Here is a 26,692-nt window from a genome sequence, read left to right on the forward strand (position 1 = left end):
GATCAACAGGCAAGGGGCACAACCCCGATCGGTGAACCAGTGGTGGCATGCAGGCGCCGGAGACCCGAATTCTCACCCCGGCCGGCCGTGCCGGGCGAGGGCTTCGAGCCCGTCACCGAGTTTGAATGATCGGTGACCGTCGCCAGATCGGCGGTCCAGGAACGGATCGCCGCGTCCGAGCGGGTCTGGGTGTCCAGCAGTGGCCCGATCTGGTCGAGCAACTGCTTCGTCGGTTCGGCGTTGGCCTGCGCTTCCTGCACCAGCAGCGACGCGGAGTCGATGAACCGCTGCAGATCCGGTCCGGCGCCGTTGAAGGCCAGGAACGCCTCGTCGATGACCTGCCGCAGCCGGGTGTCCGCGACGCTCGACAGCAACCGGTCGGCCTGGTCGAGCAGCGCGCCGACGTCTTGCGGCAGCTTGGTGCGCTCCACCGGGATCACGCTGCCGTCGCGCAGGTTTCCGCCCGTGCGGTTCTCGGCGGGCACCAGGTCCACGTACTGCTCGCCGACCGCGGAGACGCTGCGCACCCACGCGTCGACGTCGGCGGGGATCTTGTAGTCGCTGGCGATGGACAGTCGCGCGTCGACGCCTACGGGTGTGAGCCGGACCTCTTTCACCACACCGACGTTCGTGCCGCGGTAGGCGACGTTCGCCGTCGGGTAGAGACCGCCCGTCGCGGCGAGCTGCACCGTGACCTCGTAGCGCCCGATGCCGAACATCGCGGGCAGCTTCACGTATGTCCCGCCCATGATCACCAGGCCGATCACCGTCAGCACGGAGAAGATGATCAGCTGGGTACGGACGAACCGGGTGAGCTTCACTGTCCCGGACCCCCTTGTGGCGCGGAGTTGCCCGGCAAGGGCACGGTCAGCCCGGGAATGGCGGGCAGGCCGGGTATCGGCGGCAGACCAGGAATGGTCGGAGCGGGCTGGCTCTCCGCGGGCGGCGGCGCCTGCAGCGGCCCGGTGGCCGGGTCGCCGTTCTGCGCGGCCGTGCCGGGCGCGAAGCTGCCGAGGGCGCCTTCCACCCCGCCGAACCGCCCGCCCAGCGGCGTTCCGGTCAGGAAGTTCGAATCCAGGCGGCGTCCGGTGATGTCCACGGTCATGAACAGGTTGAGGTAATCGCCCTTGATCGCGTGGTCCAGATTCTTCATCGGGAAGGGGAAGGTGGCCAGGATCTTCAGCGCCTCGGTCAGGTTGCCGCCCGTATCCGACAGCGACTTCAGCGCAGGCACGAGGCTGCGCAGATTGGCCTTCAGGTCGTTGCCGCTGGCGTCGACGATGCGCCGGACTACGTCGCTCAGCTCGCCCAGCGCGCTGAGCGCCCTGGTGATGTTCGCCCTGCGGTCGGCCAGCACGGTCAACGCGGGATGGATCTGCTCGATGGCCGCCGCCACCACGTCACGCTGTTCGGCGAGCTGGCCACCGAGCCGGTCCAGTCCGCTCATGGCGGCGATGATGTCGCCGGTCTGGCGATCCAGGTTCGTGGTCAGCGCGTCGAGCTGCGGCAGCAGGTCCCGGATGGCCTCCTCCCGCCCGGTGAGCGCGGAATTGAGTTCCCGGGTGATGGTTTCCAGCTGTGCGACGCCACCGCCGTTGAGCACCACCGACAGCGAGGACAACACCTGCTCGGTGGTCGGGAACGTTCCGGCCCGCGCCAGCGGGATGACGTCGCCCGCCCGCAACCGCCCTTCCGGCGGCTGATCGACCGGGGCGGAGAGCTCGAGATGGTTGGATCCCAGCAGACTCGTCTGACCGATCTTCGCGACCGCGTTGGCGGGCAGGTCCACGTCCGGGTTGAGCGTCACGGTGACCAGCGCGTGCCAGTCCTCCACCTCGATCTTCGAGACGGTGCCGACCGTCACGTCGTGCACCCGGACCGGCGAGTTCCTGGTCAGTGTGGTCACGTTCGGCATCTGAATGCGCACCTGGTAGGAGCCGGGTGCGGTGCCCTCGGTACCGGGCATAGGCAGCGAGTTCAGGCCGTCCCACTCACAGCCGCAGACGCCGAGCGCCACCGCCAGCCCCACCGCGACGGCGGCGGTGCGGCGCATTCGCCGCGTCGGCATCATCGCACTCCTCCTGTCAGCCCCGGGATCGCCAGCCCGGCGATGCCGTCCGGCACGCGCACCGGAGCGGGCTGCGGCTGCGCCGGGGTCTGGCTCTCGACCCGCCCGGCCAGGCTGGGATCGCTGTACACCAGTTGGTCGGGGAAGGCGGTGACGCCGCTGGCCGGGTTCGTCATGATCGGCACGTAGTTCATGCTCAGGCTGTTGATCACGGGCGCCAGGTACTGCGCGCAGAGGTCGGCGCTGCGATCGGAGTCGTTGGTCTCCAGCGCGCGGACCGAACCACAGAGGAAGCCGAGCGGATCGGCGGGGTTGTTCAACGCGATCGCGCCGGTCAGGGTGCCTTGGGCCGGCTTGTAGATCTGGTAGAAGTTCACCAGCGCGGTCGGGCCGGAGTGCAGGACCCGTTCCAGTTCCGGCCGCTTGTCGACCAGTACCTGGGTGGCGTCGGCCAGCCGCTGCACACCCTCGGTGAGTTCGGCGCCGCTGCCGTCGATGAAACGGCGCACGTCGACTATCGCCGCGTCCAGATTGTCCAGCCCGGCGCCGAGATCGGCCGAGACGCCGGCCAGCACCGAGGACACCGACGCCAGCCGCCCGCCGAACTGCACGATCTGCTCGTTGCTCGCCGACAGCACCTCGACGAACTTCTGCAGGTTGCGCACGGTGCCGAACAGGTCGGTGCGACCGTCGGAGAGCGTGCTCAGCGTGGCCGACAGTTCTCGTAGGGTGTCGCGGAACCGCTGTCCGTTGCCGTCGAGGTTCTCGGCGGCGGTGTCGACGAACCGGCCGAACGAACCCTGCTCGTCGTCACCGACCGGGCCCAAAGCGGTGGCGAGCTTGGACAACTCGGCCTTGATGTCGTCCCACTCGACCGGCACCGCGGTGTGCTCGATCGGGATAACGCCGCCGTCGGTCAGCTTCGGGCCGCCGGTGTAGGCGGGCGCGAGCTGGATGAAGCGCGCCGACACCAGCGAAGGCGAGATGATCACCGCTTTGGGGTCGGCGGGGACATCGACACCGCGATCGAGGGTCATGGTCACCTTCACCCGATCGGCGCCGGGTTCGATCGAGTCGATCCGGCCCACCTGGACGCCGAGCACCCGCACGTCGTCACCGGCGTACAGGCCGGAGGTGGACGGGAAGTAGGCGGTGACCTTGGTGGTCCCGATCCGGGTTATGCCGTTCCACGCGACGGCGACCACCAGCGCGGCGACCACGACCCCGGCCACCACCAGCGCCCATCGGGGCAGTTTCCGTACGACGCTCAGCATGCGCATCCCCCCGGACGCGACTCCCCTGTCGTCGGGGCCGGTCGGTCGTCGGCTCGCGACGGGTGAAGGATGGACGGGTTGTGCCCACTCATCGCGGCGGCTCCTGTATCGCGGGTTCGATCGACGGGGGCGGCGTGAGGTAGCTCTGCAGATCGTGCGGCAGGTGCTGCGGCCACACCAGCGCGTCCACCAGAGGTTGCAGCGTCTTGCTCGCGGCGTTGATCACGTACGCCTGGAAGTACGGGCCGCTGCCGACCTGCTCGCCGAGCGCCGCCGCGAACGGGCCGAGCCCGACCAGTGCGTCGGCGAGGTTCTGCTTGTTGCGCTGCAACAGCGCCAGCACCGAGTTCAGCTTGTCCAGAGCGGGCTCGAGCTGCGCCTCGTTGTCGGCGACCAAGCCGGACAGCTGCTGGGCGAGCCCGTTGACGTACACGATCAGCTGTCCCAGCGCGGTACGCCGCCGGTCCAGCTCGCCGAGCAGCTCGTTGCCGTCCAGCAGCAGCGCGTTGATCTGGTTGCCGCGGTCGGCGAGGATCTTGGTCACGTTCTGCGCCCGGCGCAACAGATCCGACAGCGCCTGGTCGCGCGCGTTGATGCTGCGCGACAGCGCGGTGACACCGTCGAGCGCCGAGCGCAGCGGCGCCGGCGTGTCGGCGAACGTCGCCGAGAGCGCGTCGAGCGTCTGGTCGACCCGCTCCATGTCCAGGCCGTGCACCGTGCCGGCCAAGTCGCTCAACGCCTCGTTGAGCGAATACGGCGAGGTGGTGCGGTCGAGCGGGATGGTGTCGTCGGCGCGCAGCGCGCCGGGGCCGGACGGCGTCACCTCCAGCGACTTGCGTCCGAGCACCGTGTTGGTCTTGATCGCCGCGGAGGTCTTCTCCCCCAGCACGATCGATTCCGCGAGGGTGAACCGGACGAGCACTTTCGCGCCGTCCAGGCTGACGTCCTCGACCCGCCCGGACCGCACGCCCGCGACCTGGACCGCGTCGCCGGGCAGCAGTCCGCCCGCGTCGGCGAAGTAGGCGGTGAACGTGGCGCCGGAACGGATGAACGGCAGCCGGTCGAATTGCAGTGCCGACAGCGCCACCGCCACCGCAAGCACGATGCCGACGATGCCGATGGTGATGGCGGGTGATCGCTGCTCGTTCATCGGTTGTCCGCACACCTTCCGGTCGTCTGCGCCCCGGGCATGTTGATCTTCATCGTCTGTCCGTTCGGGCCGTCCACCAGGAAGTTCGTCGAGCAGACGTAGAGCTGGAGGAACGAACCGTAGGAGCCGATGCGAATCAGCTGCCGATAGGTCTCGGGCAGCCGCTGCAGCACCCACTCGACGGTGTCGGACCCGGCGTCGAGGTTGGTCGCGAGGCGTCCGGTCTGCTCGATGGTGCCCTGCAGGTCGGGACGGGCCTGGGCGAGCAAGTCGGTGAGATCGCCGGTGGCCCCGGCGATCCGCGGGATGGCGTCGCCGATCTGGTCCTTGTCGGCCGCCAAGCCGCTGATCAGGCGCTGCAACTCGGCGATCGTGGTGGCGAACTGGTCACCGCGCTGATCGATGGTCTGCAGGACGGTGTTCAGGTTGTCGATCACGCTGCCGATCAGCGCGTCCCGGTCGGCCAGCGTCTCGGCGAACGAGCCGCCGCTGTTGAGCAAGGACACCAGCGTGCCGCCTTGGCCCTGGAAGATCTGGAGCAAGGCGTTGGTCAGGTCGTTGACCTGGCCGGGATCCAGGCCGCGCAGCAGCGGACGGAACCCGCCGAGCAGCATGTCGAGATCGAGTGCCGGCGCGGTCTGTTCCTTGGTGATGGTCCCGCCGGGCTGTAGCACGCGGTTCGAGCCCGGCCCCTCCGCCAGCTCGAGATATCGGTCGCCGACCAGGTTCTCGTATTTGATCGCCGCGCGGGTGCTGGTGAGCAGCCGGTACTCGCGGTCGACGTCGAACTCGACGTGCGCCAGATAGTCCTTGCCGACCCGCACGGAAGTGACCGAGCCGACCGGCACGCCCGCGATGCGCACCTTCGCGCCGGGCAGCATGCCCGATGAGCTGGTGAACACGGCGTGGTAGCCGTTCTCCCGCGCGAAGCGCATCTGGCTGAAGACGATCGCCAAGCCGGCGAAGATCAGCGTCATCACCAGCGTGAAAATGGCCAGCTTGACGGTCGTCGCGGTGTTCCTCACGGGCGCGGCACCCCCGGTAGTCCGGCGAACAGGAGCTGGAAGATCTTCGGTGGGTTGACCGTCAGCGTCGTCGACGGTGTGTACACGAGTCCCTCCGAGGTATCGGTGACGACGTAGTCGGCGTGGCTGCCCGGCTCGCGGTCCAGCAGGCCGGCGCACTGCGGACCGCCGGTCGCGTTGACCTTGGGCAGATCCTCCGGATAGGTGTAGGGCTTCGCGCCGTACATGAAGCCGGTGTTGAGCGCGACGCCCTCCTGCAGACCGCCGAAGACCGCCTCACCCAGCGGAAGCGCCTTGCCGAGGCCGCCGATCAGGCAGTACAGCGCGGGCGCGTACTCCTCCAGCAGTCCGGTGGTCGGGCGCAGCAGGTCCAGCGCCGTGCCGAGTTGGTTCTCGTTCTCGCGCAGCACCGAACCGGTGGTGTCGGCCAGCCCGATGAGATTCACCAGGACGTTGTCCAGGCTGTCCTGCTCCTGGGTCAGGGTGTTGCCGGTGACCCGGAAGTTGTCCACCGTGCGCAGCAGGTCGTTCACCGTGTCGGCGTACAGGTCGGTGACCTCGCCGGTCTTCGCCAGATCCTGTTGCAGCGTGGGCAGATACGGGTTGATGTCGCGCAGGTAGGCATCGCTGCGCTCGAGCAGTTCGCCCAGCTTCTCGCCGCGTCCCTGCAGGGCGGTGCCCAGTGCGGACAGCGTGGCGTTCAGCTTCTCCGGCTCGATCTGGGCGAGCACGTCGGACAGGTGCTGGAACAGCGTGTTGAACTCGACGGTCACCCGCTGCGCCGTGACGACCGCGCCCGGTTGCAGCGATTTCGTCGACGGCTGCGGCGGCACGACGAAGTTGACGTACTTCGCGCCGAACACCGTGGTGGACCTGATGTCGACGTCCGCGTTGGACGGCACCAGCTTCAGCAGTTCCGGATCGAGGGCCAGCTTCAACCTGGCGCCTTCGGCGGTGTGGTCGACGGACGCGACGCGCCCGATCTCGACCCCGCGGACCTTCACCTTGGCGTCCGGGTCCAGCACCAGGCCGCTGCGCGGCGCGTCCACCGTCACGGTGGCCGTGGACGTGAATCCGCCGACGAACATGATCATCGCGACCGTCACGACGGCGACCAGCGCGAGCACCATCGCGGCCCCGGCCAGTTTCAGGCCGAGCCCGCCGCGCAGCGCCCGCAGAAGGCGGCTGTCTGTTTGCTTCGATTCCGCCATGTCGCTTATCCGGAGAGATGGAAGTTGCCGGAGGTGCCGTAGATGGCCAGCGAGATCAGCAGCGTCACCGTGACCACCGCGACCAGCGAGGCCCGCACCGCGTTGCCCACCGCGACACCCACGCCGACCGGCCCGCCCGCGGCGTTGTAGCCGTAGTAGGTGTGGATCATCATGACCGCCAAGGCCATGAAGATCGCCTGGGCGAACGACCAGAGGATGTCGCTGGGGATGAGGAACGTGGAGAAGTAGTGGTCGTAGACGCCCGCCGACTGCCCGTAGATCACCACGGTGGCGAACCGGCTGGCCAGGAACGAGGCGATCACCGCGAGCGCGTAGAGCGGGACGATCGCGATCATCCCGGCCAGCACGCGGGTGCCGACCAGGTAGGGCACCGGCCGGATCGCCATCGACTCCAGCGCGTCGATCTCCTCGGCGACCCGCATCGCGCCCAACTGCGCGGTGGCGCCTGCCCCGATGGTGGCGGCCAGGCCGATGCCGGAGATCACCGGCGCCGCGATGCGGACGTTGATGAACGCGGCGAAGAAGCCGGTCAGCGCCTCGACGCCGATATTGCCCAGTGAACTGTAGCCCTGCACGGCGATGGTGCCGCCCGCGAAGAGGGTGAGGAACCCGACGATCACCACCGTGCCGCCGATCACCGCCAGCGCGCCGCTACCCATGCTGATTTCGGCGATCAACCGGATGGTCTCGGTGCGATAGTGCAGCAGCGCCCGCGGAATCGAACCGATCGCCTGGGCATAGAACACGGCGTGCTTGCCCACCGAATCGAGCGAGTCCGACATCCGGCGCATCCGCCGGATGGTGCGGGGAAAGCGGGATTCGATTACGAAGGCCATCGCGTCACCGCACCGTGAACTTGATGCCGACGGCGGTGACCACCACGTTCACGACGAACAGGGCCATAAAAGCGAAGACTACGGTCTGATTCACCGCATCACCGACACTCTTGGGTCCACCTCTGACATTCAGGCCCAGATAGCAGGCGACCAGTCCGGCGATCAGCCCGAACAACCCGGCTTTCACCTCCGAAATGATCAGCTCGGGCAGATGGGTGAGCAGCGTGATGCCATTGACGAACGCACCGGGGTTCACGTCCTGCAAATACACCGAGAACAGGAATCCGCCGACGATGCCGATCGTGCACACCAGGCTGTTGAGCATCAACGCGACGAACATCGAGGCGAGCACGCGGGGCACCACCAAGCGGTGGACCGGATTGATGCCGAGCACCCGCATCGCGTCGATTTCCTCGCGGATCGTGCGAGCGCCGAGATCGGCGCAGATCGCGGTAGCGCCCGCCCCCGCGACGATCAGCACGGTGACGATCGGCCCGACCTGGGTGACCGAACCGAACGCGGCGCCGGCCCCACTGAGATCGGCCGCGCCGATCTCCCGCAACAGAATGTTCAGCGTGAAGCTCACCAGAACGGTGAACGGAATGGCCACCAGCAATGTGGGCACGATCGATACCCGCGCGATGAACCAGGACTGGTCGATGAACTCCCGCCATTGAAAGGGTCTGCGCACGCTCGAACGTGCGACATCGGCGGTGAGTTCGAAGAAGCCACCGACAGCCCGCAACGGCACGGCAAGGACCTCGTTCATCCGCGATCCTCCTTGCTCAACCGGCGTATACAGCAACACGGCGCGAATCTTCACCGTGGCCGCACCGCCGGTACGATTAGAACATGTTCACCGTGTTGCCGGAAGCACTTTTCACACTTTTGAAGTGCAGTTTCTCGAAAAATCGGCGTATTTATTTGAAACCGGTGTCAGAGGGAAATGATCCCACCTTTGTGAGGTAGGACATAACCCGTCCCTATGTCTACCAAGCACCGATCCCCCGATCAACAGCTGGACACTTGATCAGTAGCACACCGGCGGCAAGCCGCCGCCGCTCACCCCAGGTCGATCAGCGAAGATGCCGAGAAGGTCCGCCCCTCCGGACGATCGGCGAAGTAGCCGCCCAGCGTGTCGGCGAGGTCCTGAGCCGACCACTGCCCCGCGTCCGCGTCGAATCGGCGCTCGACGACCGGCGCCGCCATGAGCGCCACCATTCCCCCGTAGACGATGAACAACTGCCCGTTGACCGCATCCGCCGCAGGCGAGGCCAAGTAGGCGACCAGTCGTGCCACGTGCTCAGGCGACAGCGGATCGGGCTTCCCTTCCGGGGCCGGACTGAACACCGCCTCGGTCATCGCGGTGCGCGCACGCGGCGCGATGGCGTTGGCGCGCACGCCGTAGCGCGACAGTGCCCGTGCGGCCGAGAGGGTCAGCGCGGTGATGCCCGCCTTCGCGGCGCCGTAGTTCGCCTGCCCCTCCGGGCCGAGCAATCCCGCTTCCGACGAGGTGTTGATCAGCCGGCCGTAGACCGGCGCGCCCGCCTGCTTCGACTTGCCGCGCCAGTAGGCGGCGGCATTGCGCGACAACAGGAAATGCCCGCGCAGGTGCACCGCGAGCACCGCGTCGAAGTCCTCGTCGGACATGTTGAACAGCATCCGGTCGCGTGTGATGCCCGCGTTGTTGACCACGATGTCGACCGACCCGAAGGATTCCTGCGCGGTGCGGATCAGCGCGTCGGCGGTCGCGCGCTCGGCGATGCTGCCCGCGACGAACTCCGCCTTGGCGCCGAGCGCCCGGATCTCACCGAGCGTGTCGGCGACCGCGTCGGACTCCGAGAGGTCGTTGACCACCACCGACGCGCCGGCCCCGGCGAGCGCGAGCGCTTCGGCCCGCCCAAGTCCAGCTCCGCCGCCGGTCACGATCGCTACTCGGCCCGCAAGGCTCAGATCATTGCTCACGCGGCCGACTCTAGAACGTGTTCCAACTTACGGCAAGGGTCGGTCACTGTAGCCGCAGCGCGGCCTTGGGGCACTGCGCGACGGCATCCTCGACATCGGCGAGCCGATCGTCGGGCACGTCGGCGTTCGCGATGTGCAGCACGTCCTCGTCATCGAGTTCGAACACGTCGGGGGCGATTCCGACACAGATTCCGTTAGCTTCGCACTGGTCCGGATCGACACTGATCTTCATGGCAACTCCTTTACCACCACGTTGGCGGAAGCGTAACAAGCCGATCCGCTCCACCGCGGCGTCATCGGGGGATTCACTATCAATACTGGAACATGTTTCAGTCCATATGCAATGATCGGGGGAACCCGATCCAACGAAGGCTCGGCCCTGCCCACCCACGCCGACTCCGCAAGCTCGGTCGGCCGACCATCCCCAAGAGGTATTGCGATGCGCATTGCGTACACGCCCCGACAGGAGCAGCTGCGCGCTGAGCTGCGCGACTACTTCGCGCGGCTCATCACCCCTGAACGAAGGGCGGCCCTGAGCGCGCAGACCGGCGAGTACGGGCAGGGCAACGTCTACCGGGAGGTGGTCCAGCAGATGGGCCACGACGGCTGGCTGGCGCTGGGCTGGCCCAAGGAGTACGGCGGCCAGGACCGGCCCACCATGGACCAGCTGATCTTCACCGACGAGGCCGCGATCGCGGGCGCGCCGGTGCCGTTCCTGACCATCAACTCGGTCGCGCCCACGATCATGCACTACGGCAGCGAGGAGCAGAAGAAATTCTTCCTGCCCAAGATCGCGGCCGGTGAATTGCACTTCTCCATCGGGTACTCCGAACCGGGCGCGGGCACCGACCTGGCCAGCCTGCGCACCACCGCGGTCCGCGACGGCGACGACTACGTGATCAACGGCCAGAAGATGTGGACCAGCCTGATCGCCTACGCCGATTACGTCTGGCTGGCCGTGCGCACCGACCCGACGGCCAAGAAGCACAAGGGCATCAGCATGCTCATCGTGCCGACCACCGCCGAAGGCTTCTCGTGGACGCCCGTGCACACCATGGCGGGACCGGACACCAGCGCCACCTACTACCAGGACGTCCGGGTGCCCGCGAGCGCCCTGGTCGGTCAGGAGAACGGCGGCTGGGCACTCATCACCAACCAGCTCAACCACGAGCGGGTCGCGCTCACCTCGGCCGCGCCGCTGGCGCTGGCGCTGCGTCAGACCGTCGAGTGGGCGAGCGACACCAAGGCAGCCGACGGATCCCGCGTGATCGACCGGGAGTGGGTGCAGCTCAACTTGGCCAAGGTGCACGCCAAGGTCGAATACCTCAAGCTGCTGAACTGGGAGATCGCCAGCCGGGCCGACGCGGGCGGCGATGCGGCTCCGCGGCCGTGGGACGCCTCGGCCTGCAAGGTGTACGGCACCGAGTTGGCCACCGAGGCCTACCGGTTGCTCATGGAGGTGCTGGGTCCGCATGCGTACCTGCGCCAGGACTCCCCCGGCGCGCAACTGCGCGGGCGATTGGAACGGATGCACCGCGCCGCGCTCATCCTGACCTTCGGCGGCGGCACCAACGAGGTGCAGCGCGACATCATCGCCATGACCGCCCTCAAGCAGCCTGCCGCGGCGCGCTGATCGAAAGCAGGTACCCCACCATGGATTTCACTCCCACCGAAGCCCAACTGGATCTCGCCCGGCTGACCGGCGAGGTGTGCGGCAAACTGGTCACCGCCGACCGGCTGCGCGAACTCGACGGCAACCGTGGCGGCGGAGCGGAAGCGGACGCCGAGCGATTCGACCAGCCGCTGTGGCATTCGCTGGCCGAGACCGGTGTGCTCGCGGCGGCCCTGCCCGAATCGGTCGGCGGCAGCGATCTCGGCTCGCTCGAGCAGACCGCCATCCTGCGTGAGCTGGGCAAGCACCTCGCGGCCGTGCCGTATCTGTGGTCGATCGTGCTCGGCGCGGGCGCGCTGGCGCGATTCGGCGATACGGCGCAACAGGATCTGGCCACCCGGGCGGGCGCGGGCGGCGTCGTCCTCACGGTGGCGCTGGCCGAGGAGCGCAACTGGGAACCGGCCGCCCCGACCACGACCGCGGTAGAGACCGATGACGGCTGGCGGCTGACCGGCGCCAAGACCACGGTGCCCTTCGCCAACCGGGCCGAGCGAATCCTGGTGCCCGCCACGGTGTCCGGGACCGCCGCGGTATTCCTGGTCGATCCGTCGGCGGCGACGGTGACGGCGCAGCAGGTCGTCGACCGCAGCCCGGAGTTCGTGGTCGAACTCACCGACACGCCCGCCGAACTGGTCGGCACTGTATCCGGAGGCCCGGAGATCCTGGATTGGATCCTCGTGCGCGCCTGGCTCGGCCTGAGCGCCCTGCAGCTGGGCACCTTGGAACGCGCGCTCGAACTGGTCGCCGATTACGCCAGGGAGCGTGAGCAATTCGGCAAGGCGGTCGGCAGCTTCCAGGCCGTCGCGCAACGGCTCGCCGACGCCTATATCGACGTCCAAGGCCTGCGCCTGGCGGTGACCCAGGCGGCGTGGCTGCTGTCGGAGGACCTGCCCGCCGCCGAGGCGGTGCACACCGCGAAGTTCTGGGCCGCCGACGCCGGCCACCGCGTCGCGCACACCGTCGTCCACGTGCACGGCGGCGTCGGCATCGACCGCGACCACATCGTGCACAACTACTTCACCGCCGCCAAACACAACGAGTTCGCCCTCGGCGCGGGCACCGACCACCTGCGCGCGTTGGGCGCGCTGCTGGCCGGTAGCCCGGCCTGAGCGATTCCCAACCGGTCGGGCCCGCCACACTTCGCAGACCGACGGTTGTGGAGCGGATCAGCGGTTTCGCAGCGTATGTAATACGTAATAGGATTACTACGAACACACGTTGAGAGGACGCTGCGATGCTGCTGAACAGCAAGGGGCAAGTAACGATCCCCGCCCACCTTCGCGCCAAGCACAACCTTCGCGAGGGTGACGACGTGGAGATCGTCGAAATCGACGGCGCCTTACGAATCGTACGCACCGAAGGCGCCTCTACCCGAGGTCAACGTCTCGTCAACCGAATGCGTGGCACCGCGGGCAGCAGGGACGTCGAAGGCATGACCACCGACCAGATCATGGACTTGCTCCGTGGCGAGTAGCCCGACGCCTATACGTGGATCCGCCGTTCTGATCGACTCCTGCGTTCTGCTCGACGTCATGACCAATGACAAACGCTGGGCAGAGTGGTCGGCGGAACGGATAACCGACGCACTCGATTCCGGTCGAGCTGTCATCAACCCGATCATCTACGCCGAAGTCTCGGTTGGGTACGACACCGTCGAAGAACTCGATTATCTACTGCCTTCCGCTGAGTTCGAACGGGAAGCATTGCCGTTTCGAGCAGGCTTCCTCGCGGGCAAGGCGTACCAGCGCTATCGCCGAAACAGAGGTGAGAAGCGCTCACCAATGCCCGACTTCTACATCGGAGCGCACGCAGCGGCAGCGGGGTACCGCCTGCTGACGCGCGACGTCGCGCGGTACCGCGGCTACTTCCCAACCGTCGAACTGATTGCGCCCACTCCCTGAACCTCCGCTGCGGAGCCTGAGAGCTTTCAGTCCGGCGTCGACGTCAAGTAGCGCTGGAGAGTGGGCGCCACCTCGGCGATGATCTGCTCGCGAGTCAGGGCGACGACCGGGGGCAGGCACAGCACATAGCGGCACAGGGCCAGGCCGAGCATCTGGGTGACGATCAGGCCGCCCCTGCGCGCAGCGTCGGCTGGATCGCCGAAACGCAGGACGGCGGGCAATACCTGCTCGACGAAGATGGCGCGGACGCGGCCGGCGACCGCCTCGTCGGTAATGGACGACCGCAGCAAGGTCAGCAGCACCTCCTTGTTCGGCTGCTCTTCCCAGATCTCGAAGAAGCGGCGCACCAGCAGTTCGCCGAGGCTGTCCGGATCGGCGGAGCCGAGGTCCGGCAGCTCGAGCCGGACGTCGACCGCGGCCGCGAAAAGGCCGTCTTTACTGCCGAAGTACCGCATGACCATGGACGGGTCGATGTCGGCGTCGGCGGCGATGGCGCGGATGGTCGCCTTGCGGAAACCTTCGGCGGCGAACCGCGCACGGGCCGCCTCCAGAATCGCGGCGCGCGTGGCGTCGGAGCGGCGAACGGACGCCTGATCATGCCCTCCAGTCATGCCAACAAGTGTATGCCAACAACTGTTGACTTTGTAGACCGACCCCGGCTACGGTTATGCCAACAAACGTTGGCCCACAATCGTTGACCTGAGGAGTTCCGATGAATGCCACCCCGGACCCGCTGCCCGCCGAAACCTCCGTCGTGATCGTGGGCGCGGGCCCCGCCGGGTTGACCGCCGCCATCACGCTGGCCGACGCGGGCGTGGATTTCGTTCTGCTGGACCGGCTGAGCGAAGGCGCGAACACCTCACGCGCCGCGGTCGTGCACGCCAGGACGCTCGAGGTGCTCGAGCAGCTCGGCATCGCCGAGGAATTGGTCGCGACGGGTGACGTCGTGGCGCGCTTCACGGTTCACGACGGCGGCCGCACTCTGGCCACCATCGACTTCGACGGCCTGCCGACGCGGTATCCATACACCTTGATGACCCCGCAGGACACCACTGAAGCAGTACTGCTGAAGCGGCTGCGGAAGGCGGGCGGGGACGTGCGGCGGCCGTACCGGGTCAGCCGGGTCGTCCAGGAAGGCGAGGGCGTCACGGTCGATTACACCGGCGCCGCGGGCGCGCCAGGCAGCATCCGCGCCGACTACGTCATCGGTACCGACGGCATGCACAGCATCGTCCGCGAGCAGGCGGGCATCGGGTTCACCGGCGCGACGTACCCGGAATCCTTCGTACTCGCCGATGTGCGGATGGACTGGCCGATCGCGCGCGAGGAGGTGGCCCTGCACCTTTCACCGGAGGGCGTCACCGTGGTCGCGCCGCTGCCCGACGAGGACGAGCCGAACCGCTACCGCGTGGTCGCCACACTGGAAACGGCTCCCGAGCACTCGACCGTGGCGGACATCCAGTCCATCCTGGACGCCCGCGGCCCCGGCGGCGGTGTGCGGGTTCGCGAGGTGCTGTGGAGCTCGCGCTTCCGCGTGCACCACCGGGTCGCCGATCGCTACCGCAGCGGACGCATCCTGCTCGCCGGGGACGCGGCCCATGTGCACAGCCCGGCAGGCGGCCAGGGCATGAACACCGGCATCCAGGACGCCGCCGCACTCGGCCCCCTGCTGGCCCGTGTGCTCGCGGGCGAACCCGACACCCTGCTGGACGACTACGAAACCACCCGCCGCCCCGTCGCACTCGGCGTCGTCTCCTTCACCGACCGCATGACCAGAATGGCGACTCTGCGCCCACTCCCAGCCCGCACCTTGCGCAACCTCGCCCTCACCACCCTGACCCGCATCCCCGCCTTCCGCCAGCGCCTCGCCTACCAACTGGCCGAACTCGCCAACCGCTGACCACGGCAGACCGATCGCCGTTGCTGATGTTCATGGCGATGCCGAGTCTCGTGGCCGGTCACCGGCTGATAAATCGTGGCCGGCGACGACGGCGATGTCCTACTTCGCGCTCGCCTGGGCGTGCTCGTCGGCGGGGCGCGCCTGGGTTTGTTCTTTGGCCCAGCGGTAGTCGGGCTTGCCAGCCGGAGAGCGCTTGATCTCGTCGACGAACCAGAGGCTTCGCGGGAGTTTGTAGGGGGCGATCTCCTGGGTGAGCATGGGCCGGAGTTCTTCCAGGGTGGGGCGGGTCTCGCCGCGGCACTGCACGACCGCCACCACTCGCTGGCCCCAGCGCTCGTCCTCGATGCCGACCACGAGCGCGTCGAAGATCTCCGGGTGCGTCTTGAGCGCCCCCTCGACCTCCTCGGGGTAGATCTTCTCGCCGCCGCTGTTGATGCAGACCGAGCCGCGGCCGAGCATGGTGACCGTGCCGTCCTCCTCGACGCGAGCGAAGTCGCCGGGGATGGCGTAGCGAACGCCGTTGAACTCCTTGAATGTCGCCGCGGTCTTCGCCTCGTCCTTGTAGTAGCCGAGCGGGATGTGTCCGCGCCGGGCCAGGATGCCGACCGCACCGGACCCGGGCCGCACCGGATTGCCGTCCTCGTCGAGTACGTCGGTGGAGGCGTCGATCTTCACGCGCGGGCCTCCGGTGTGCGTTGCGCCCTTGGCCACGATGGAGATACCGCCGAAGCCGGTTTCCGAGGAGCCGATCGAATCGGAGATCATCCGGTTGGGCAGCAGTTCGAGGAACTGGTCCTTCAGCGTGGGCGAGAACAGCGCCGCGCTGCTGGCCATCACGTACAGACTGGACAGGTCGTAGGGCTGGCCGGTTTCCGGGTTGCCCTCGATCAGCGCGTCGAGCATCGGCCGCGCCATCGCGTCACCGGTGATGAAGATCAGATTGATCTTGTGCTTGTCGACGGCCTGCCACACGCCGTGCCCGGAGAACTCGGGAATCATGACGGCCTTGCCGCCGCCGAACAGACTGTGGAACGTGGCCCACTGCGCGCCGCCGTGGATCATCGGCGGAATCGGGAACCGCACCATCGGCGGGCTGCCCGCGCCGACCTTGGCCAATTCCCACTCGTCCTGCACGTACTCGCCGGTGATGAAGTTGATGCCCGCGCCGAGCACGCGCCACACGTCCTCCTGCCGCCACATCACGCCTTTGGGCATGCCGGTGGTGCCACCGGTGTAGACCATGTACAGGTCGTCCGGGGAGCGTTCGCCGAAGTCGCGCTCGCCCGAGGACTGCGCGAGCACCGTCTCGTATTCCGCCGAATCCGCTGCGGTGGGAATCGTGCCGGTCGTATCGTCGTCGACGACGACGACGGTGCGCAGCCGCAGAGTCTTCGGACGAACGCCGGCGACCCTGTCGCTGTAGCGGCGCTCGTGGATCAGCGCGACCATGTCCGAGTTGTCGAAGATGTACTGCAACTCGTTCTCGACATATCGGAAGTTCACGTTGATCATCACGGCCCGCGCCTTGAAGATCGCGACCATGGCCTCGACGGCCTCGATCGTGTTGCGTGAGTAGATGCCCACCTTGTCACCCGGCTGGACTCCCTGTTCTTGCAGGTAGTGAGCAAGCTTATTCGCTCGCTCCTCCAACTGGGCGTAGGTGACCTCGCGGCCGTCGTCGGCCAGCGCGACGCGGTCGGGCATCAGGTCGACGGCATGTTCGACAAGGTCCGCTATGTTGTAGCTCACAACCTTAAAAATAGAACGTGTTACTGTTTCTGACAAGGCTCGAAGTCAGGAGAATCAGCGATGCCGCACTGCCTCGTCGAGAAGCGCGACCATGTCCTCATCGTCACCATGAACCGGCCCGAGGCGCGCAACGCGCTGTCGGGGGAGATGATGGCGATCATGAAGGACGCCTGGAACCAGGTGGACGACGATCCGGACATCCGGGTGGCCATCCTGACCGGGGCGGGCGGGGCGTTCTGCGCGGGCGCCGATCTCAAGGGCATGACTTCCGAGCACCCCGGCGACACCATCGACGGCGGCGGCTGGAATCCGGCCAAGCTGGAGGCGCTGCTCAAGGGCCGCAGGCTGACCAAGCCGCTGATCGCGGCGGTCGAGGGACCGGCCATCGCGGGCGGCACCGAGATCCTGCAAGGCACCGACATCCGAGTGGCCGGTGAGAGCGCGAAATTCGGCGTGTCGGAGGCGCGCTGGGGCCTGTTCCCGCTGGGCGGGTCGGCGGTTCGGCTGGTCCGTCAGATCCCCTACACCGTCGCTGCCGAGATCCTGCTCACCGGCAGGCACGTCACCGCGGCCGAAGCCAAGGAGATCGGCCTGATCGGGCACGTGGTGCCGGACGGCACCGCGCTGGACAAGGCGCTGGAGATCGCGGGGCAGATCGCCGCCAACGGCCCCCTGGCCGTGCGGGCCATCCTGCGCACCATCCGGGAGACGGAGGCCATGCCGGAGGAGGACGCCTTCCAGATCGATGCCGAGCTCGGCATGACGGTTTTCCGGTCGGCCGATGCCAAGGAGGGCCCGAGGGCATTCGCGGAAAAGCGCAAGCCCTCTTTCACCGGAAACTGAGCCTCTGTGTCTGTTGGTCCGAGCCGAAAGCACAACGCCCTCGGTGTGCGCGCACCAACCAGTGCGCGCGCACCGAGGGCGACCCCTCGCCGGGCTCAGTTCGCGCCCGGGTAGTCCATCCAGAAGGGCTCCCACTGGTGGCCGTCCGGGTCGATGAAGGTGCGACCGTGCATGCCGACCTGCGCCTCCTGCGCCCGTTTGTCCTCGTTCACCTCTTCGGTCGCGCCCGCCGCCAGCGCGGCGTCGGTCAGGCTGTCGACCTCTTCGGCGCTGCCGAGCGCGAGCGCGTACGCGGCGTTGATCGCCGCCGTGGTGTCGGCCACCGGCCGCTTGCTGAAGGTGGTGAAGAAGTCCTTGGTGAGCAGCATCAGGCAGATGTTGTCGTCGACCACGATGCAGGCGGCGTTGTCGTCGGTGAACTCCTGGTTGACCTTCCAGCCCAGCCCCTCGTAGAAGGTCTTCGACCGGTTCAGATCGGCCACCGGGAGATTGATGAAGATCATCTTGCTGCTCATGGGCTCTTCCTCTCGAGCAATCCGTGCGTGTCACTGGTAATGACGGGACTACGACGGCGAACTCATCGCCGGAACATCCGTGACGCATTCCACAGCTCGGAAGGGTTTAGCGGCGCGACCCTCTCGCTTCGAGACCCTGTTTTGTGTCGGTGGCCTGTGGCAGGGTGACAGCCATGAACGACTCGTCCGGCTCCCCGACCGGCCTCGCTCCCGATCTGCACGCCGCGTTCGAGACCCACCGCAGGGAACTGTGCGCGTATGCCTACCGCATGCTCGGCTCCTCCTTCGAAGCGGAGGACGCGGTGCAGGAGACCTTGACCCGGGCATGGAAATCCTATGCCTCGTTCGAGGGCCGCGCCAGCCTCCGATCCTGGCTGTACAAGATCACCACGAACGTCTGCCTCGACATGCTCGACGGCCCGCAGCGCCGGGCCAGGCCGATGGATCTGTCCGGTCCGTCGCGGCCGGATTCGCCACTGCCCGCGCCCCAGCCGGACTACGTCTGGATCGAGCCCATCCCGAACGCGCTCGCCTTCGGCGCCGACCCGGCCGAGCATGCCAGCGCCAAGGACACGCTTCGCTTGGCTTTCGTGGCCGCCTGTCAGCATCTGCCCGCCACCCAGCGGGCGATCCTGATCATGCGCGAGGTCCTGCGGTTCTCCGCCAACGAGACCGCCGAGGTGCTCACCATGTCGCCCGCGTCGGTCAACAGCGCGCTGCAACGAGCCCGCGCCACCATGTCCAAGGTGCAGCCCGCGGCCACCGACACCTACGACGAGACCGACGCGGACCAGCGCAAACTGATCGACGATTTCGTCAAGGCGTTCGAGGCCTACGACATGGACACGCTCACCACCCTGCTGAAAACGGATGTGGCGCTGTCCATGCCGCCGATCGAACTGTGGATCTCCGGACCGGAGAACGTGGCCGCGTTCATGCTCGGCCACGGAAGCGCTTGCCGCGATTCGCGGATGGTCCGCCTGGAGGGCGCCAACGGCCTGCCCGCCTTCGGCCACTACAAGCCGGGCGACGAACCGGGCGTATGGGTGCCGTGGTCGATCACCGTGCTGGAACTCGACGGCGACACCATCGCCGGGCTGAACTTCTTCCTGGACACCGAGAAGTTGTTTCCCCTGTTCGGCCTCGCGCCGGAACTGCGCGAAGCTATCTGACCCTCACTCCTCGGCGTCGCCGTGCGGCCGGACCGAAGCCCCGGGACCGGCCGCGTGACAGGCTACGACGCCGGGATATAGCGGTCGCGCAGTTTGCGCTTGTAGAGCTTGCCGTTCGGGTCGCGCGGCAGTTCGGGGAGATAGTCGATCGATTTGGGCATCTTGTATTTCGCCAATTGCGTGGCGGCGAAGGCGAGTAGTTCCTCGGTGAGCGCGTCGTCGCCGGCTGCCCCGTCTGCGGGCTGCACGACCGCCTTCACCTCCTGCCCCCAATCCGGATGCGGGATGCCGAAAACCGCCACGTCGGCGACCTTCGGGTGGGTGATCAGGACGTTCTCGACTTCCGCCGGGTAGATGTTCACGCCGCCGGACAGGATCAGGTCCGAGCGCCGGTCGTGCAGGTAGAGATAGCCGTCCTCGTCGAGGTGCCCGATGTCGCCGACGGTGAACAGGTCGCCGACGCGCGAGTCCTCGGTCTTGGCCTTGTCGTGGTGGTACTCGAAACTCGACGCGCCCATGCGCATGTACACCAGGCCGGTCTCGCCGACCGGCACCTCGGAGCCGTCCTCCTCGCTCAGCACCTTGATCACCGACCACGGCCACGCCTTGCCGACCGAGCCCGGCTTGCGCAGCCAGTCGGTGCCGTTGATCACCGTGCCGCCGCCCTCGGTGGCCGCGTAGTACTCGGTGACCGTCGGTCCCCACCACTCGAGCATCCGCCGCTTGGTCTCCTGTGGGCAGGGCGCGGCCCCGTGCACCATGCTGCGTAGCGAGGACACGTCGTACTTGGCGCGTACCTCCTCCGGCAACGCGAGCAAGCGGTGGAACTGGGTGGGCACCATATGGCTGTGCGTCACCCGGTGCTTGTCGATCAGGCGCAACATGTCCTCGGCGTCCCAGCGGTCCATCAGAACGAGCTTGTGTCCCAGCTGGATCGAGATGGTGGCGAAGTTCAGCACCGCCGTGTGGTACAGCGGCGAACCGCAGATGTGCACGTGGTCGTCGTACGGCGCGAGCTCGAAGAGGCCGAAGAACGCGGTGGTGTGCGGCGGGACGACATCGGGATCGGCGCCGGTGAGCGGCCGCCGAACACCCTTGGGCCGTCCCGTGGTTCCGGACGTGTAGAGCATCGGCGCGCCGGTGCTGCGGTCGGACGGGCGTCCGGTGTCCGCGGCGCCGAGCCAGGCCACCGACTTGAAGCCCTCGATCTCGCCGACCGCGAACCGCGCCGGCGCGGGCAGCCCCGCCTCGTCGGCGGCGGCCTTGGCGGTCGCGGCGAAACGATCACTGGCGAGGAACGCCTTCGCTTCGCTGTCGGCCAGGATGTAGGCGACCTCCGGACCGGTGAGATGCCAGTTCACCGCGACGATGTACAACCCGGCCTGGTAAGCCGCGAAATAGGCCGCGATCGCCTCCACGCAGTTGTGCACCATGCTCACCAGCACGTCGCCGGTTTTCAGGCCGAGCCCCCGTAGGCCGGTGGCGTAACGATTGGCGAGCGTTGCCAATTCGCGATACGTCACCTCCCGGCCCCACGGATCGACCATCGCGATCCGATCGGGTTCGGCTTCGGCGATGTTCCACAGACCGAGAATTTTCACTGACTCCTGCATGGGGGAATGGTGAGGAGGCGGAGCCGACGGGGCGGGTGAGGCAGTCACCCCATTGAATTTAGAACGTGTTCTACTGTTCGACAAGGGGTGCCAGCCGATGCAATTGCGCGACATCGGGAACCGACACCAGCATCATGGTGACGCCCGCGGCCTCCCACACCCGCAGTTGCTTGCGGACATGCTCCTCGTCGCCGATGATCGCGGTGTCCAGAATCAGTTCGTCCGGGACCACGGCGGCGGCCTCCGCCTTCTTGCCCGACTGGAACAGTCGGCCGATCTCATCGACTTCGCGGTCATAACCCATGCGCCGATACACCTGGGCGTGGAAATTCAGCTCCGGCGCACCCATGCCGCCGATGTAGAGCGCCATGATCCAGCGCATTCGCTCCAGCTCGCTCGCCGGATCGTCGGTGATCACCACCTGGCAACTCGCGGCGATCTCGAAGTCGTCCCTGCTACGCCGCGCACCCGCCCGCGCGAAGCCTTCGTCGAGCCATTCGTCGTACATCCCGGCCAACCGGGGCGCGTAGTAGATGGCCAGCCAGCCATCGGCGATCTCGGCGGTGAGCGCCACGTTCTTCGGCCCCTCCGCACCCAGCCAGATCGGCAAATCCGCACGTAACGGATGCACGATCGGCTTGAGCGGTTTGCCGAGCCCGATGGAGCCCGGCCCGGTGTAGGGCAATGGATAGTGCGGGCCGTCGCTGGTCACCGGGGCTTTGCGCGCCAACACCTGCCGCACGATGTCCACATACTCCCGGGTGCGCCGCAGCGGCTTGGCGAAAGGCTGGCCATACCAGCCCTCCACCACCTGCGGGCCCGACACGCCCAGGCCGAGAATGGCACGGCCTCCGCTGAGATGATCGAGGGTGAGCGCGTGCATGGCGGTCGCGGCGGGTGTGCGCGCCGACATCTGCACCACCGACGTGCCCAGGCGGACCCGCCGCGTGGACGAACCCCACCAGGTGAGCGGACCGAAGGCGTCCGACCCCCAGGATTCGGCGGCGAACACGGCGTCGAACCCGGCCTCCTCGGCCGCCGCCACCAGTTCCCCCGCATTCGCGGGCGGCTGGGCCATCCAGTACCCGAGTTGCAATCCGAACTTCACGCCCGACCCCTTTCCGATCAACTGCTTGCCACCAGAGTTAGAACCTGTTCTACTCGATATCGTGACTCAGGGGAATACTGCATCCACGGCAATCGCTGGTGGTAGCGGCACAGCGGTGAACACGGCCGCCGTGCCCGAAGTACTCAGCGCGCCCCTACGGATGCGTTTCGATTACACCCGCTCCGTCGGACCCACCATCGGGAAATTTCTGACCAAGTTGCGCGACCACCGGATCGTCGGCGGGCGCGGCTCGGACGGCCGGGTGATCGTGCCGCCGCCGGAATACGACCCGATCACCGCCGAACCGCTGACCGAATTCGTCGACGTCGCCGACACCGGCACCGTCGAATCGTGGACCTGGGTGCGCGAGCCGCTGCCCGGACAGCCGTTCGACCGCCCGTTCGCCTGGGCACTGATCCGGTTGGACGGCGCGGACACCACGCTGCTGCACGCGGTCGACGTGGCCGCGCCCGAGGACATCAGCCAAGGCCTGCGGGTGACCGCCCGGTGGGCCGAGCAGACCGAGGGCAGCATCCGCGACATCCTCTGCTTCGAACCCGGCGAGAAGGCGGGCGCGCCGGTGGAGTCCGCCTCGGCCGACCCGGTCACCATGATCACCACGCCGGTCGATGTGTCCTACAAGCACACCGCGTCGCCGCAGGAGTCGGTCTATCTGCGCGGGCTCGCCGAAGGCAAACTGATCGGGGCGCGCACCGACGCCGCGGGCAAGGTGTACTTCCCGCCGCGCGGCGCGAATCCGACCGACGGCAGGCCGACCGACGACTTCATCGAACTGTCCGATCGCGGAACGGTGACCACCTTCTGCATCGTCAACGTGCCTTTCCTCGGGCAGCGGATCAAGCCGCCGTACGTCGCGGCCTACGTGCTGCTGGACGGTGCGGACATTCCGGTGCTGCACCTGGTGCTCGGCTGCGACGCGAGCGAGGTGCGCATGGGCATGCGGGTGGAGGCGGTGTGGAAGCCGCGCGAGGAGTGGGGCTACGGCCTGGAGAACGTCGACCACTTCCGTCCCACCGGCGAGCCGGATGCCGACTACGAGACCTATAAGCACCACCTCTGAGAGAGGCGCACGTTGACTGACAACGCCACCGACATCGCGGTCGTGGGCTTCGCCCACGCGCCGCACGTGCCGGAGACCTTCGGCACCACCAACGGTGTCGAGATGCTGGTGCCCTGCTTCCAGCAGCTCTACGACCGGCTCGGCATCACCAAGTCCGATATCGACTTCTGGTGCTCGGGCTCCTCCGATTACCTCGCCGGACGCGCGTTCTCGTTCATCTCGGCGATCGACGCCATCGGCGCGGTGCCGCCGATCAACGAATCGCACGTGGAGATGGACGCCGCCTGGGCGTTGTACGAGGCGTGGGTGAAATTGCGCTCGGGACAGGCGAAGACGGCGCTGGTGTACGGCTTCGGCAAGTCCTCCGCGGGCACACTGCGTCAGGTGCTCACCATGCAGCTCGATCCGTATCTGGTCGCACCGCTGTGGCCGGACGCGTGGTCCATCGCGGGCTTGCAGGCGCGTGCCGGTCTCGACGCGGGCCGCTGGACCGAACGGGACATGGCGGCCGTGGCAGCCGGCGGCTCCGAAGACGTCGACAGCCTGCTCGATCAGCCCTACGTCGCCGATCCGTTGCGCGCGCACGATATCGCGCCGATCACCGACGGCGCGGCCGCGATCGTGCTCGCCGTGGGCGACCGCGCCCGTGACCTGTGCGAACGTCCCGCCTGGATCACCGGCATGGCACATCGCGTCGACACTCCCGTGCTGGGGGCGCGCGATCTGTCCGTCTCCCCGTCGACTTCGGCTGCGGCCCATGCGGTTACCGGCGGTGACGTGACCGATTTCGACATCGCCGAGTTGCACGCGCCGTTCAGCCATCAGCAGTTGATCCTGGCCGAAGCGATCGGACTGAAGAACGGCACGAAGGTGAATCCGTCCGGCGGCGCGCTCGCGGCCAACCCGATGTTCGCCGCGGGCCTCGAGCGCATCGGCTTCGCCGCCGAGGCGGTCATCGCCGGCGCGGCGAATCGTGCGCTGGCTCATGCGACCAGCGGCCCCGCGCTCCAGCAGAACCTTGTGACCGTTTTGGAGACCCGATGACCTCGCCAGCCGCGGTGCTCGGCACCGGACAAACCCATCACGTGACGAAACGGACCGATGTGTCCATGGCGGGCATGTGCCGCGAGGCCATCGATCGTGCCCTCGCCGATGCCGGTCTCACCATCGCCGACATCGACGCCGTCGTGGTCGGCAAGGCGCCCGACCTGTTCGAGGGCGTCATGATGCCCGAGTTGTTCATGGCGGACGCGCTGGGCGCGACGGGCAAGCCGCTGCTGCGGGTGCACACCGCCGGTTCGGTCGGCGGTTCCACCGGCATCGTCGCCACCAACCTGGTGCAGGCGGGCGTGCACAAACGCGTGCTCGCGGTGGCATGGGAGAAGCAGTCGGAATCCAACGCCATGTGGGCGCTGTCGATCCCGGTGCCGTTCACCATGCCGGTCGGCGCGGGCGCGGGCGGCTACTTCGCGCCGCATGTGCGCTCCTACATCCGGCGCTCCAACGCACCGAGCCACATCGGCGCCATGGTGGCGGTGAAGGATCGCCGCAACGGCGCCAAGAACCCGCTCTCGCATCTGAAACAGCCCGATATCACGCTGGATTCGGTGCTCGCCTCGCAGATGCTGTGGGATCCGATCCGCTTCGACGAGACCTGCCCCTCCTCCGACGGCGCGTGCGCGATCGTGCTCGGTGACGCGGACGCCGCCGCCGAAGTGTCGGCGACCGGCCGGAAAGTCGCCTGGGTGCACGGCACCGCGATGCGCACCGAGCCGACCACCTACGCCGGACGCGACCAGGTGAATCCGCAGGCCGGCCGGGACGCGGCCGCCGCGCTGTGGGAGGCGGCGGGCATCACCAACCCGCTCGAGGAGATCGACGTGGCCGAAATCTACGTCCCGTTCTCCTGGTTCGAGCCGATGTGGTTGGAGAATCTCGGCTTCGTGCCGCCGGGAGACGGATGGAAGCTCACCGACAAAGGCGAGACCGAGATCGGCGGCACCCTTCCGATCAACCCGTCCGGCGGCGTGCTGTCCTCCAACCCGATCGGGGCGTCCGGGCTCATCCGCTTCGCCGAGGCCGCCAAGCAGATCATGGGACGGGCCGGGGACTATCAGGTCGAGGGTGCGCGCAAAGCGATGGGCCACGCGTACGGCGGTGGTTCACAGTACTTCTCGATGTGGGTCGTCGGATCGGAGCCGCGGTGAGCCCGCTGAAATTCACCGTCGGCATCGCGCTGAGTCCGCTGGACCAGCTGACGGAGCTGGCGAAAACGGCCGAAGAGTGCGGGTTCTCGTCCATCGCGCTGCCTGACTCGCTGTTCTACATGAAGTCGGCCTCGGCGAAGTACCCTTACACGGCCGACGGCAGCAGGTTCTGGGGACCGGACACACCGTGGGTCGACCCGCTCATCGGCGCGACCGCGATGGCGGCGGTCACCAGCCGCATCCGCTTCTACACGAACGTGCTGAAACTCGGCTCACGCAACCCGCTGCTGCTGGCTCGGCAGGTCGGCTCGGTGGCCAATCTGTCCGGCAACCGCTTCGGCTTCGGCGTCGGAATCGGATGGGCGCCGGAGGAATTCGAGTGGTGCGGGGTGCCGTTCGCACGCCGCGGCGCCCGGGTGGACGAGATGATCGAGGTCATCAAACTGGTGCTCGCCGGTGGGATGGTCGAGTACCACGGCGAGTTCTTCGACTTCGATCCGCTGCAGATCAGCCCGGCGCCTAGCGAGCCGGTGCCGTTCTACATCGGTGGGCACACCGACGCGGCGCTGCGGCGAGCCGCCCGGGTGGGCGACGGATGGACTTCGGCCATGATGACCTACGACGAGCTGCGACGCACCATCGGCAAGCTCGACGAGCTGCGCGCGGAGTTCGGCCGGGCCGACGAGCCGTTCGAGATCCAAGCGGTGTGCGTCGACCGTTTCGGCCGGTCCGGCTATCAGGACCTCGCCGACGCCGGCGTCACCGACGCGATAGTGGTGCCCTGGCTTGCCGACGGCATCGGTTTCGACGGCGAAGTCGCCGCCAAGCAGGACTCGCTGCGCAAGTTCGCCCAGCAGTACGTGGCCGATCCCATCGCAGCACGGTAGACCCAGTCGCCAGCCGAAGGAAGACCATATGAGCACCACCACCGAGCATCCGGCGCGGGCAGCGGGCCTGGCATCGCAGGCCGCCGTGCGAGCACGCGACAAGCAGGCCTGGGTCGCGCTGTTCGCCGAGGACGGCATCGTGGAAGATCCCATCGGTCCGTCGGGCTTCGATCCGGAGGGCAAGGGCCACCGCGGCACGGAGGCCATCGCCGCGTTCTGGGACAAGGCGATCGCGAAGACCGAGCTGATCGAGTTCCTGTTCGGCGACTCGTTCGCCTGCGGCGATGAGGTCGCCTTCACCGGCACGATCCGCAGCACCATCGGTGGTCACCGGATCGACGCCGACGGTGTCTTCACCTACCGGGTGAACGCGCACGGCAAGATCGCCGCGCTACGCGCGTTCTGGGAGGTCGATCGCGCCATGAAGACCGCCCGGCCGGTCGACTGACACTGCGAGCACAAAAATGGCCCTCGCACCGCGGTGCGAGGGCCAT

At 67.5% G+C, this 26,692-nt stretch carries 26 protein-coding genes and 1 pseudogene; 12 read left to right on the top strand and 15 right to left on the bottom strand.

All coding sequences use genetic code 11. The features are described from left to right. Window positions 1-128 precede the first annotated feature (128 nt). The 10 genes and pseudogenes from GVY39_RS14230 to GVY39_RS14275 all read right to left on the bottom strand — a co-directional run. Window positions 129-821: pseudogene (locus GVY39_RS14230) on the bottom strand (MCE family protein); the annotation flags it as partial. Next, a complete protein-coding gene (locus GVY39_RS14235) occupies window positions 818-2,068 on the bottom strand; it encodes an MCE family protein (protein ID WP_321210010.1) in 1,251 nt (416 codons plus the stop codon). The pseudogene GVY39_RS14230 and the gene GVY39_RS14235, both read right to left, overlap by 4 nt. Next, a complete protein-coding gene (locus GVY39_RS14240) occupies window positions 2,068-3,348 on the bottom strand; it encodes an MCE family protein (RefSeq protein ID WP_159924791.1) in 1,281 nt (426 codons plus the stop codon). The genes GVY39_RS14235 and GVY39_RS14240 overlap by 1 nt, the downstream gene beginning before the upstream one ends. 82 nt (window positions 3,349-3,430) lie before the next feature. Then, entirely contained in the window at window positions 3,431-4,492 is a 1,062-nt protein-coding gene (locus tag GVY39_RS14245; RefSeq protein ID WP_159924789.1) for an MCE family protein, read from the bottom strand. After that, the gene (locus GVY39_RS14250; RefSeq protein ID WP_159924787.1) at window positions 4,489-5,517 is read right to left on the bottom strand and encodes an MCE family protein; all 1,029 of its coding nucleotides are present in this window, start codon (window positions 5,515-5,517) and stop codon (window positions 4,489-4,491) included. The genes GVY39_RS14245 and GVY39_RS14250 overlap by 4 nt, the downstream gene beginning before the upstream one ends. After that, on the bottom strand, window positions 5,514-6,728 hold the full coding sequence (locus GVY39_RS14255) for an MCE family protein (RefSeq protein WP_159924785.1): 1,215 nt from the start codon (window positions 6,726-6,728) through the stop codon (window positions 5,514-5,516). The genes GVY39_RS14250 and GVY39_RS14255 overlap by 4 nt, the downstream gene beginning before the upstream one ends. 5 nt (window positions 6,729-6,733) lie before the next feature. Continuing rightward, the gene (locus tag GVY39_RS14260; protein ID WP_159924783.1) at window positions 6,734-7,585 is read right to left on the bottom strand and encodes an ABC transporter permease; all 852 of its coding nucleotides are present in this window, start codon (window positions 7,583-7,585) and stop codon (window positions 6,734-6,736) included. Window positions 7,586-7,589: 4 nt separating this feature from the next. Then, a complete protein-coding gene (locus GVY39_RS14265; RefSeq protein ID WP_159924781.1) occupies window positions 7,590-8,354 on the bottom strand; it encodes an ABC transporter permease in 765 nt (254 codons plus the stop codon). Window positions 8,355-8,647: 293 nt separating this feature from the next. After that, entirely contained in the window at window positions 8,648-9,550 is a 903-nt protein-coding gene (locus GVY39_RS14270) for a 3-oxoacyl-ACP reductase (RefSeq protein WP_159924779.1), read from the bottom strand. 43 nt (window positions 9,551-9,593) lie between these two features. Then, on the bottom strand, window positions 9,594-9,782 hold the full coding sequence (locus GVY39_RS14275; protein ID WP_043686375.1) for a ferredoxin: 189 nt from the start codon (window positions 9,780-9,782) through the stop codon (window positions 9,594-9,596). A gap of 207 nt (window positions 9,783-9,989) precedes the next feature. Here GVY39_RS14275 and GVY39_RS14280 point away from each other — a divergent pair, with 207 nt between their 5' ends. From GVY39_RS14280 to GVY39_RS14295, 4 genes are all read left to right on the top strand, one after another. Next, window positions 9,990-11,183, top strand: coding sequence for an acyl-CoA dehydrogenase family protein (locus GVY39_RS14280; RefSeq protein WP_159924777.1), 1,194 nt, complete (start codon window positions 9,990-9,992; stop codon window positions 11,181-11,183). 20 nt (window positions 11,184-11,203) lie between these two features. Beyond that, a complete protein-coding gene (locus GVY39_RS14285; protein WP_159924775.1) occupies window positions 11,204-12,331 on the top strand; it encodes an acyl-CoA dehydrogenase family protein in 1,128 nt (375 codons plus the stop codon). 125 nt (window positions 12,332-12,456) lie between these two features. Continuing rightward, window positions 12,457-12,696, top strand: coding sequence for an AbrB/MazE/SpoVT family DNA-binding domain-containing protein (locus GVY39_RS14290; protein ID WP_159924773.1), 240 nt, complete (start codon window positions 12,457-12,459; stop codon window positions 12,694-12,696). Beyond that, window positions 12,686-13,123: a type II toxin-antitoxin system VapC family toxin gene (locus GVY39_RS14295; protein WP_255466161.1), complete on the top strand. Its 438-nt coding sequence runs from the start codon at window positions 12,686-12,688 to the stop codon at window positions 13,121-13,123. Before GVY39_RS14290 ends, GVY39_RS14295 begins: the two co-directional genes overlap by 11 nt. Before the next feature lie 26 nt (window positions 13,124-13,149). Here the strand turns inward: GVY39_RS14295 and GVY39_RS14300 are convergent, their stop codons facing one another. After that, a complete protein-coding gene (locus GVY39_RS14300) occupies window positions 13,150-13,734 on the bottom strand; it encodes a TetR/AcrR family transcriptional regulator (RefSeq protein ID WP_159924769.1) in 585 nt (194 codons plus the stop codon). A gap of 101 nt (window positions 13,735-13,835) precedes the next feature. Between GVY39_RS14300 and GVY39_RS14305 the strand changes: the two genes are divergently transcribed. After that, on the top strand, window positions 13,836-15,023 hold the full coding sequence (locus GVY39_RS14305) for an FAD-dependent monooxygenase (RefSeq protein ID WP_159924767.1): 1,188 nt from the start codon (window positions 13,836-13,838) through the stop codon (window positions 15,021-15,023). Between the two features lie 99 nt (window positions 15,024-15,122). On the opposite strand, the gene GVY39_RS14310 is transcribed toward GVY39_RS14305, so the two are convergent. Next, window positions 15,123-16,772, bottom strand: coding sequence for an acyl-CoA synthetase (locus GVY39_RS14310; RefSeq protein ID WP_159924853.1), 1,650 nt, complete (start codon window positions 16,770-16,772; stop codon window positions 15,123-15,125). A 60-nt stretch (window positions 16,773-16,832) separates the two neighbouring features. Here GVY39_RS14310 and GVY39_RS14315 point away from each other — a divergent pair, with 60 nt between their 5' ends. Beyond that, complete coding sequence (locus GVY39_RS14315; RefSeq protein WP_159924765.1) at window positions 16,833-17,615, top strand: crotonase/enoyl-CoA hydratase family protein; 783 nt, start codon at window positions 16,833-16,835, stop codon at window positions 17,613-17,615. Between the two features lie 95 nt (window positions 17,616-17,710). Here GVY39_RS14315 and GVY39_RS14320 read toward each other — a convergent pair whose 3' ends face one another. Beyond that, window positions 17,711-18,130, bottom strand: coding sequence for a VOC family protein (locus GVY39_RS14320; RefSeq protein ID WP_159924763.1), 420 nt, complete (start codon window positions 18,128-18,130; stop codon window positions 17,711-17,713). Between the two features lie 173 nt (window positions 18,131-18,303). Between GVY39_RS14320 and GVY39_RS14325 the strand changes: the two genes are divergently transcribed. Beyond that, on the top strand, window positions 18,304-19,302 hold the full coding sequence (locus GVY39_RS14325; protein ID WP_159924761.1) for a sigma-70 family RNA polymerase sigma factor: 999 nt from the start codon (window positions 18,304-18,306) through the stop codon (window positions 19,300-19,302). A gap of 62 nt (window positions 19,303-19,364) precedes the next feature. Here the strand turns inward: GVY39_RS14325 and GVY39_RS14330 are convergent, their stop codons facing one another. Beyond that, a complete protein-coding gene (locus GVY39_RS14330; RefSeq protein ID WP_159924759.1) occupies window positions 19,365-20,915 on the bottom strand; it encodes an acyl-CoA synthetase in 1,551 nt (516 codons plus the stop codon). Between the two features lie 70 nt (window positions 20,916-20,985). Then, a complete protein-coding gene (locus tag GVY39_RS14335) occupies window positions 20,986-22,023 on the bottom strand; it encodes an LLM class F420-dependent oxidoreductase (RefSeq protein WP_159924757.1) in 1,038 nt (345 codons plus the stop codon). Window positions 22,024-22,183: 160 nt separating this feature from the next. Here GVY39_RS14335 and GVY39_RS14340 point away from each other — a divergent pair, with 160 nt between their 5' ends. The 5 genes from GVY39_RS14340 to GVY39_RS14360 are packed head-to-tail and all read left to right on the top strand — an operon-like array spanning window position 22,184 to window position 26,646. Further along, window positions 22,184-23,104 (top strand): Zn-ribbon domain-containing OB-fold protein, encoded by a 921-nt coding sequence (locus GVY39_RS14340; protein WP_159924851.1) that lies wholly within the window; start codon window positions 22,184-22,186, stop codon window positions 23,102-23,104. Window positions 23,105-23,116: 12 nt separating this feature from the next. After that, a complete protein-coding gene (locus GVY39_RS14345; RefSeq protein WP_159924755.1) occupies window positions 23,117-24,148 on the top strand; it encodes a thiolase domain-containing protein in 1,032 nt (343 codons plus the stop codon). Then, window positions 24,145-25,311 (top strand): thiolase domain-containing protein, encoded by a 1,167-nt coding sequence (locus GVY39_RS14350; protein WP_159924753.1) that lies wholly within the window; start codon window positions 24,145-24,147, stop codon window positions 25,309-25,311. The genes GVY39_RS14345 and GVY39_RS14350 overlap by 4 nt, the downstream gene beginning before the upstream one ends. Before the next feature lie 5 nt (window positions 25,312-25,316). Continuing rightward, complete coding sequence (locus tag GVY39_RS14355) at window positions 25,317-26,198, top strand: TIGR03619 family F420-dependent LLM class oxidoreductase (RefSeq protein ID WP_159924849.1); 882 nt, start codon at window positions 25,317-25,319, stop codon at window positions 26,196-26,198. Between the two features lie 28 nt (window positions 26,199-26,226). Continuing rightward, complete coding sequence (locus GVY39_RS14360) at window positions 26,227-26,646, top strand: nuclear transport factor 2 family protein (RefSeq protein ID WP_159924751.1); 420 nt, start codon at window positions 26,227-26,229, stop codon at window positions 26,644-26,646. Window positions 26,647-26,692 lie beyond the last annotated feature (46 nt).

Origin of the sequence: Nocardia sp. CY15 (genome assembly GCF_009829295.1) — a bacterium.
In the GTDB taxonomy this organism is placed as follows: Bacteria; Actinomycetota; Actinomycetes; order Mycobacteriales; family Mycobacteriaceae; genus Nocardia; species Nocardia sputi.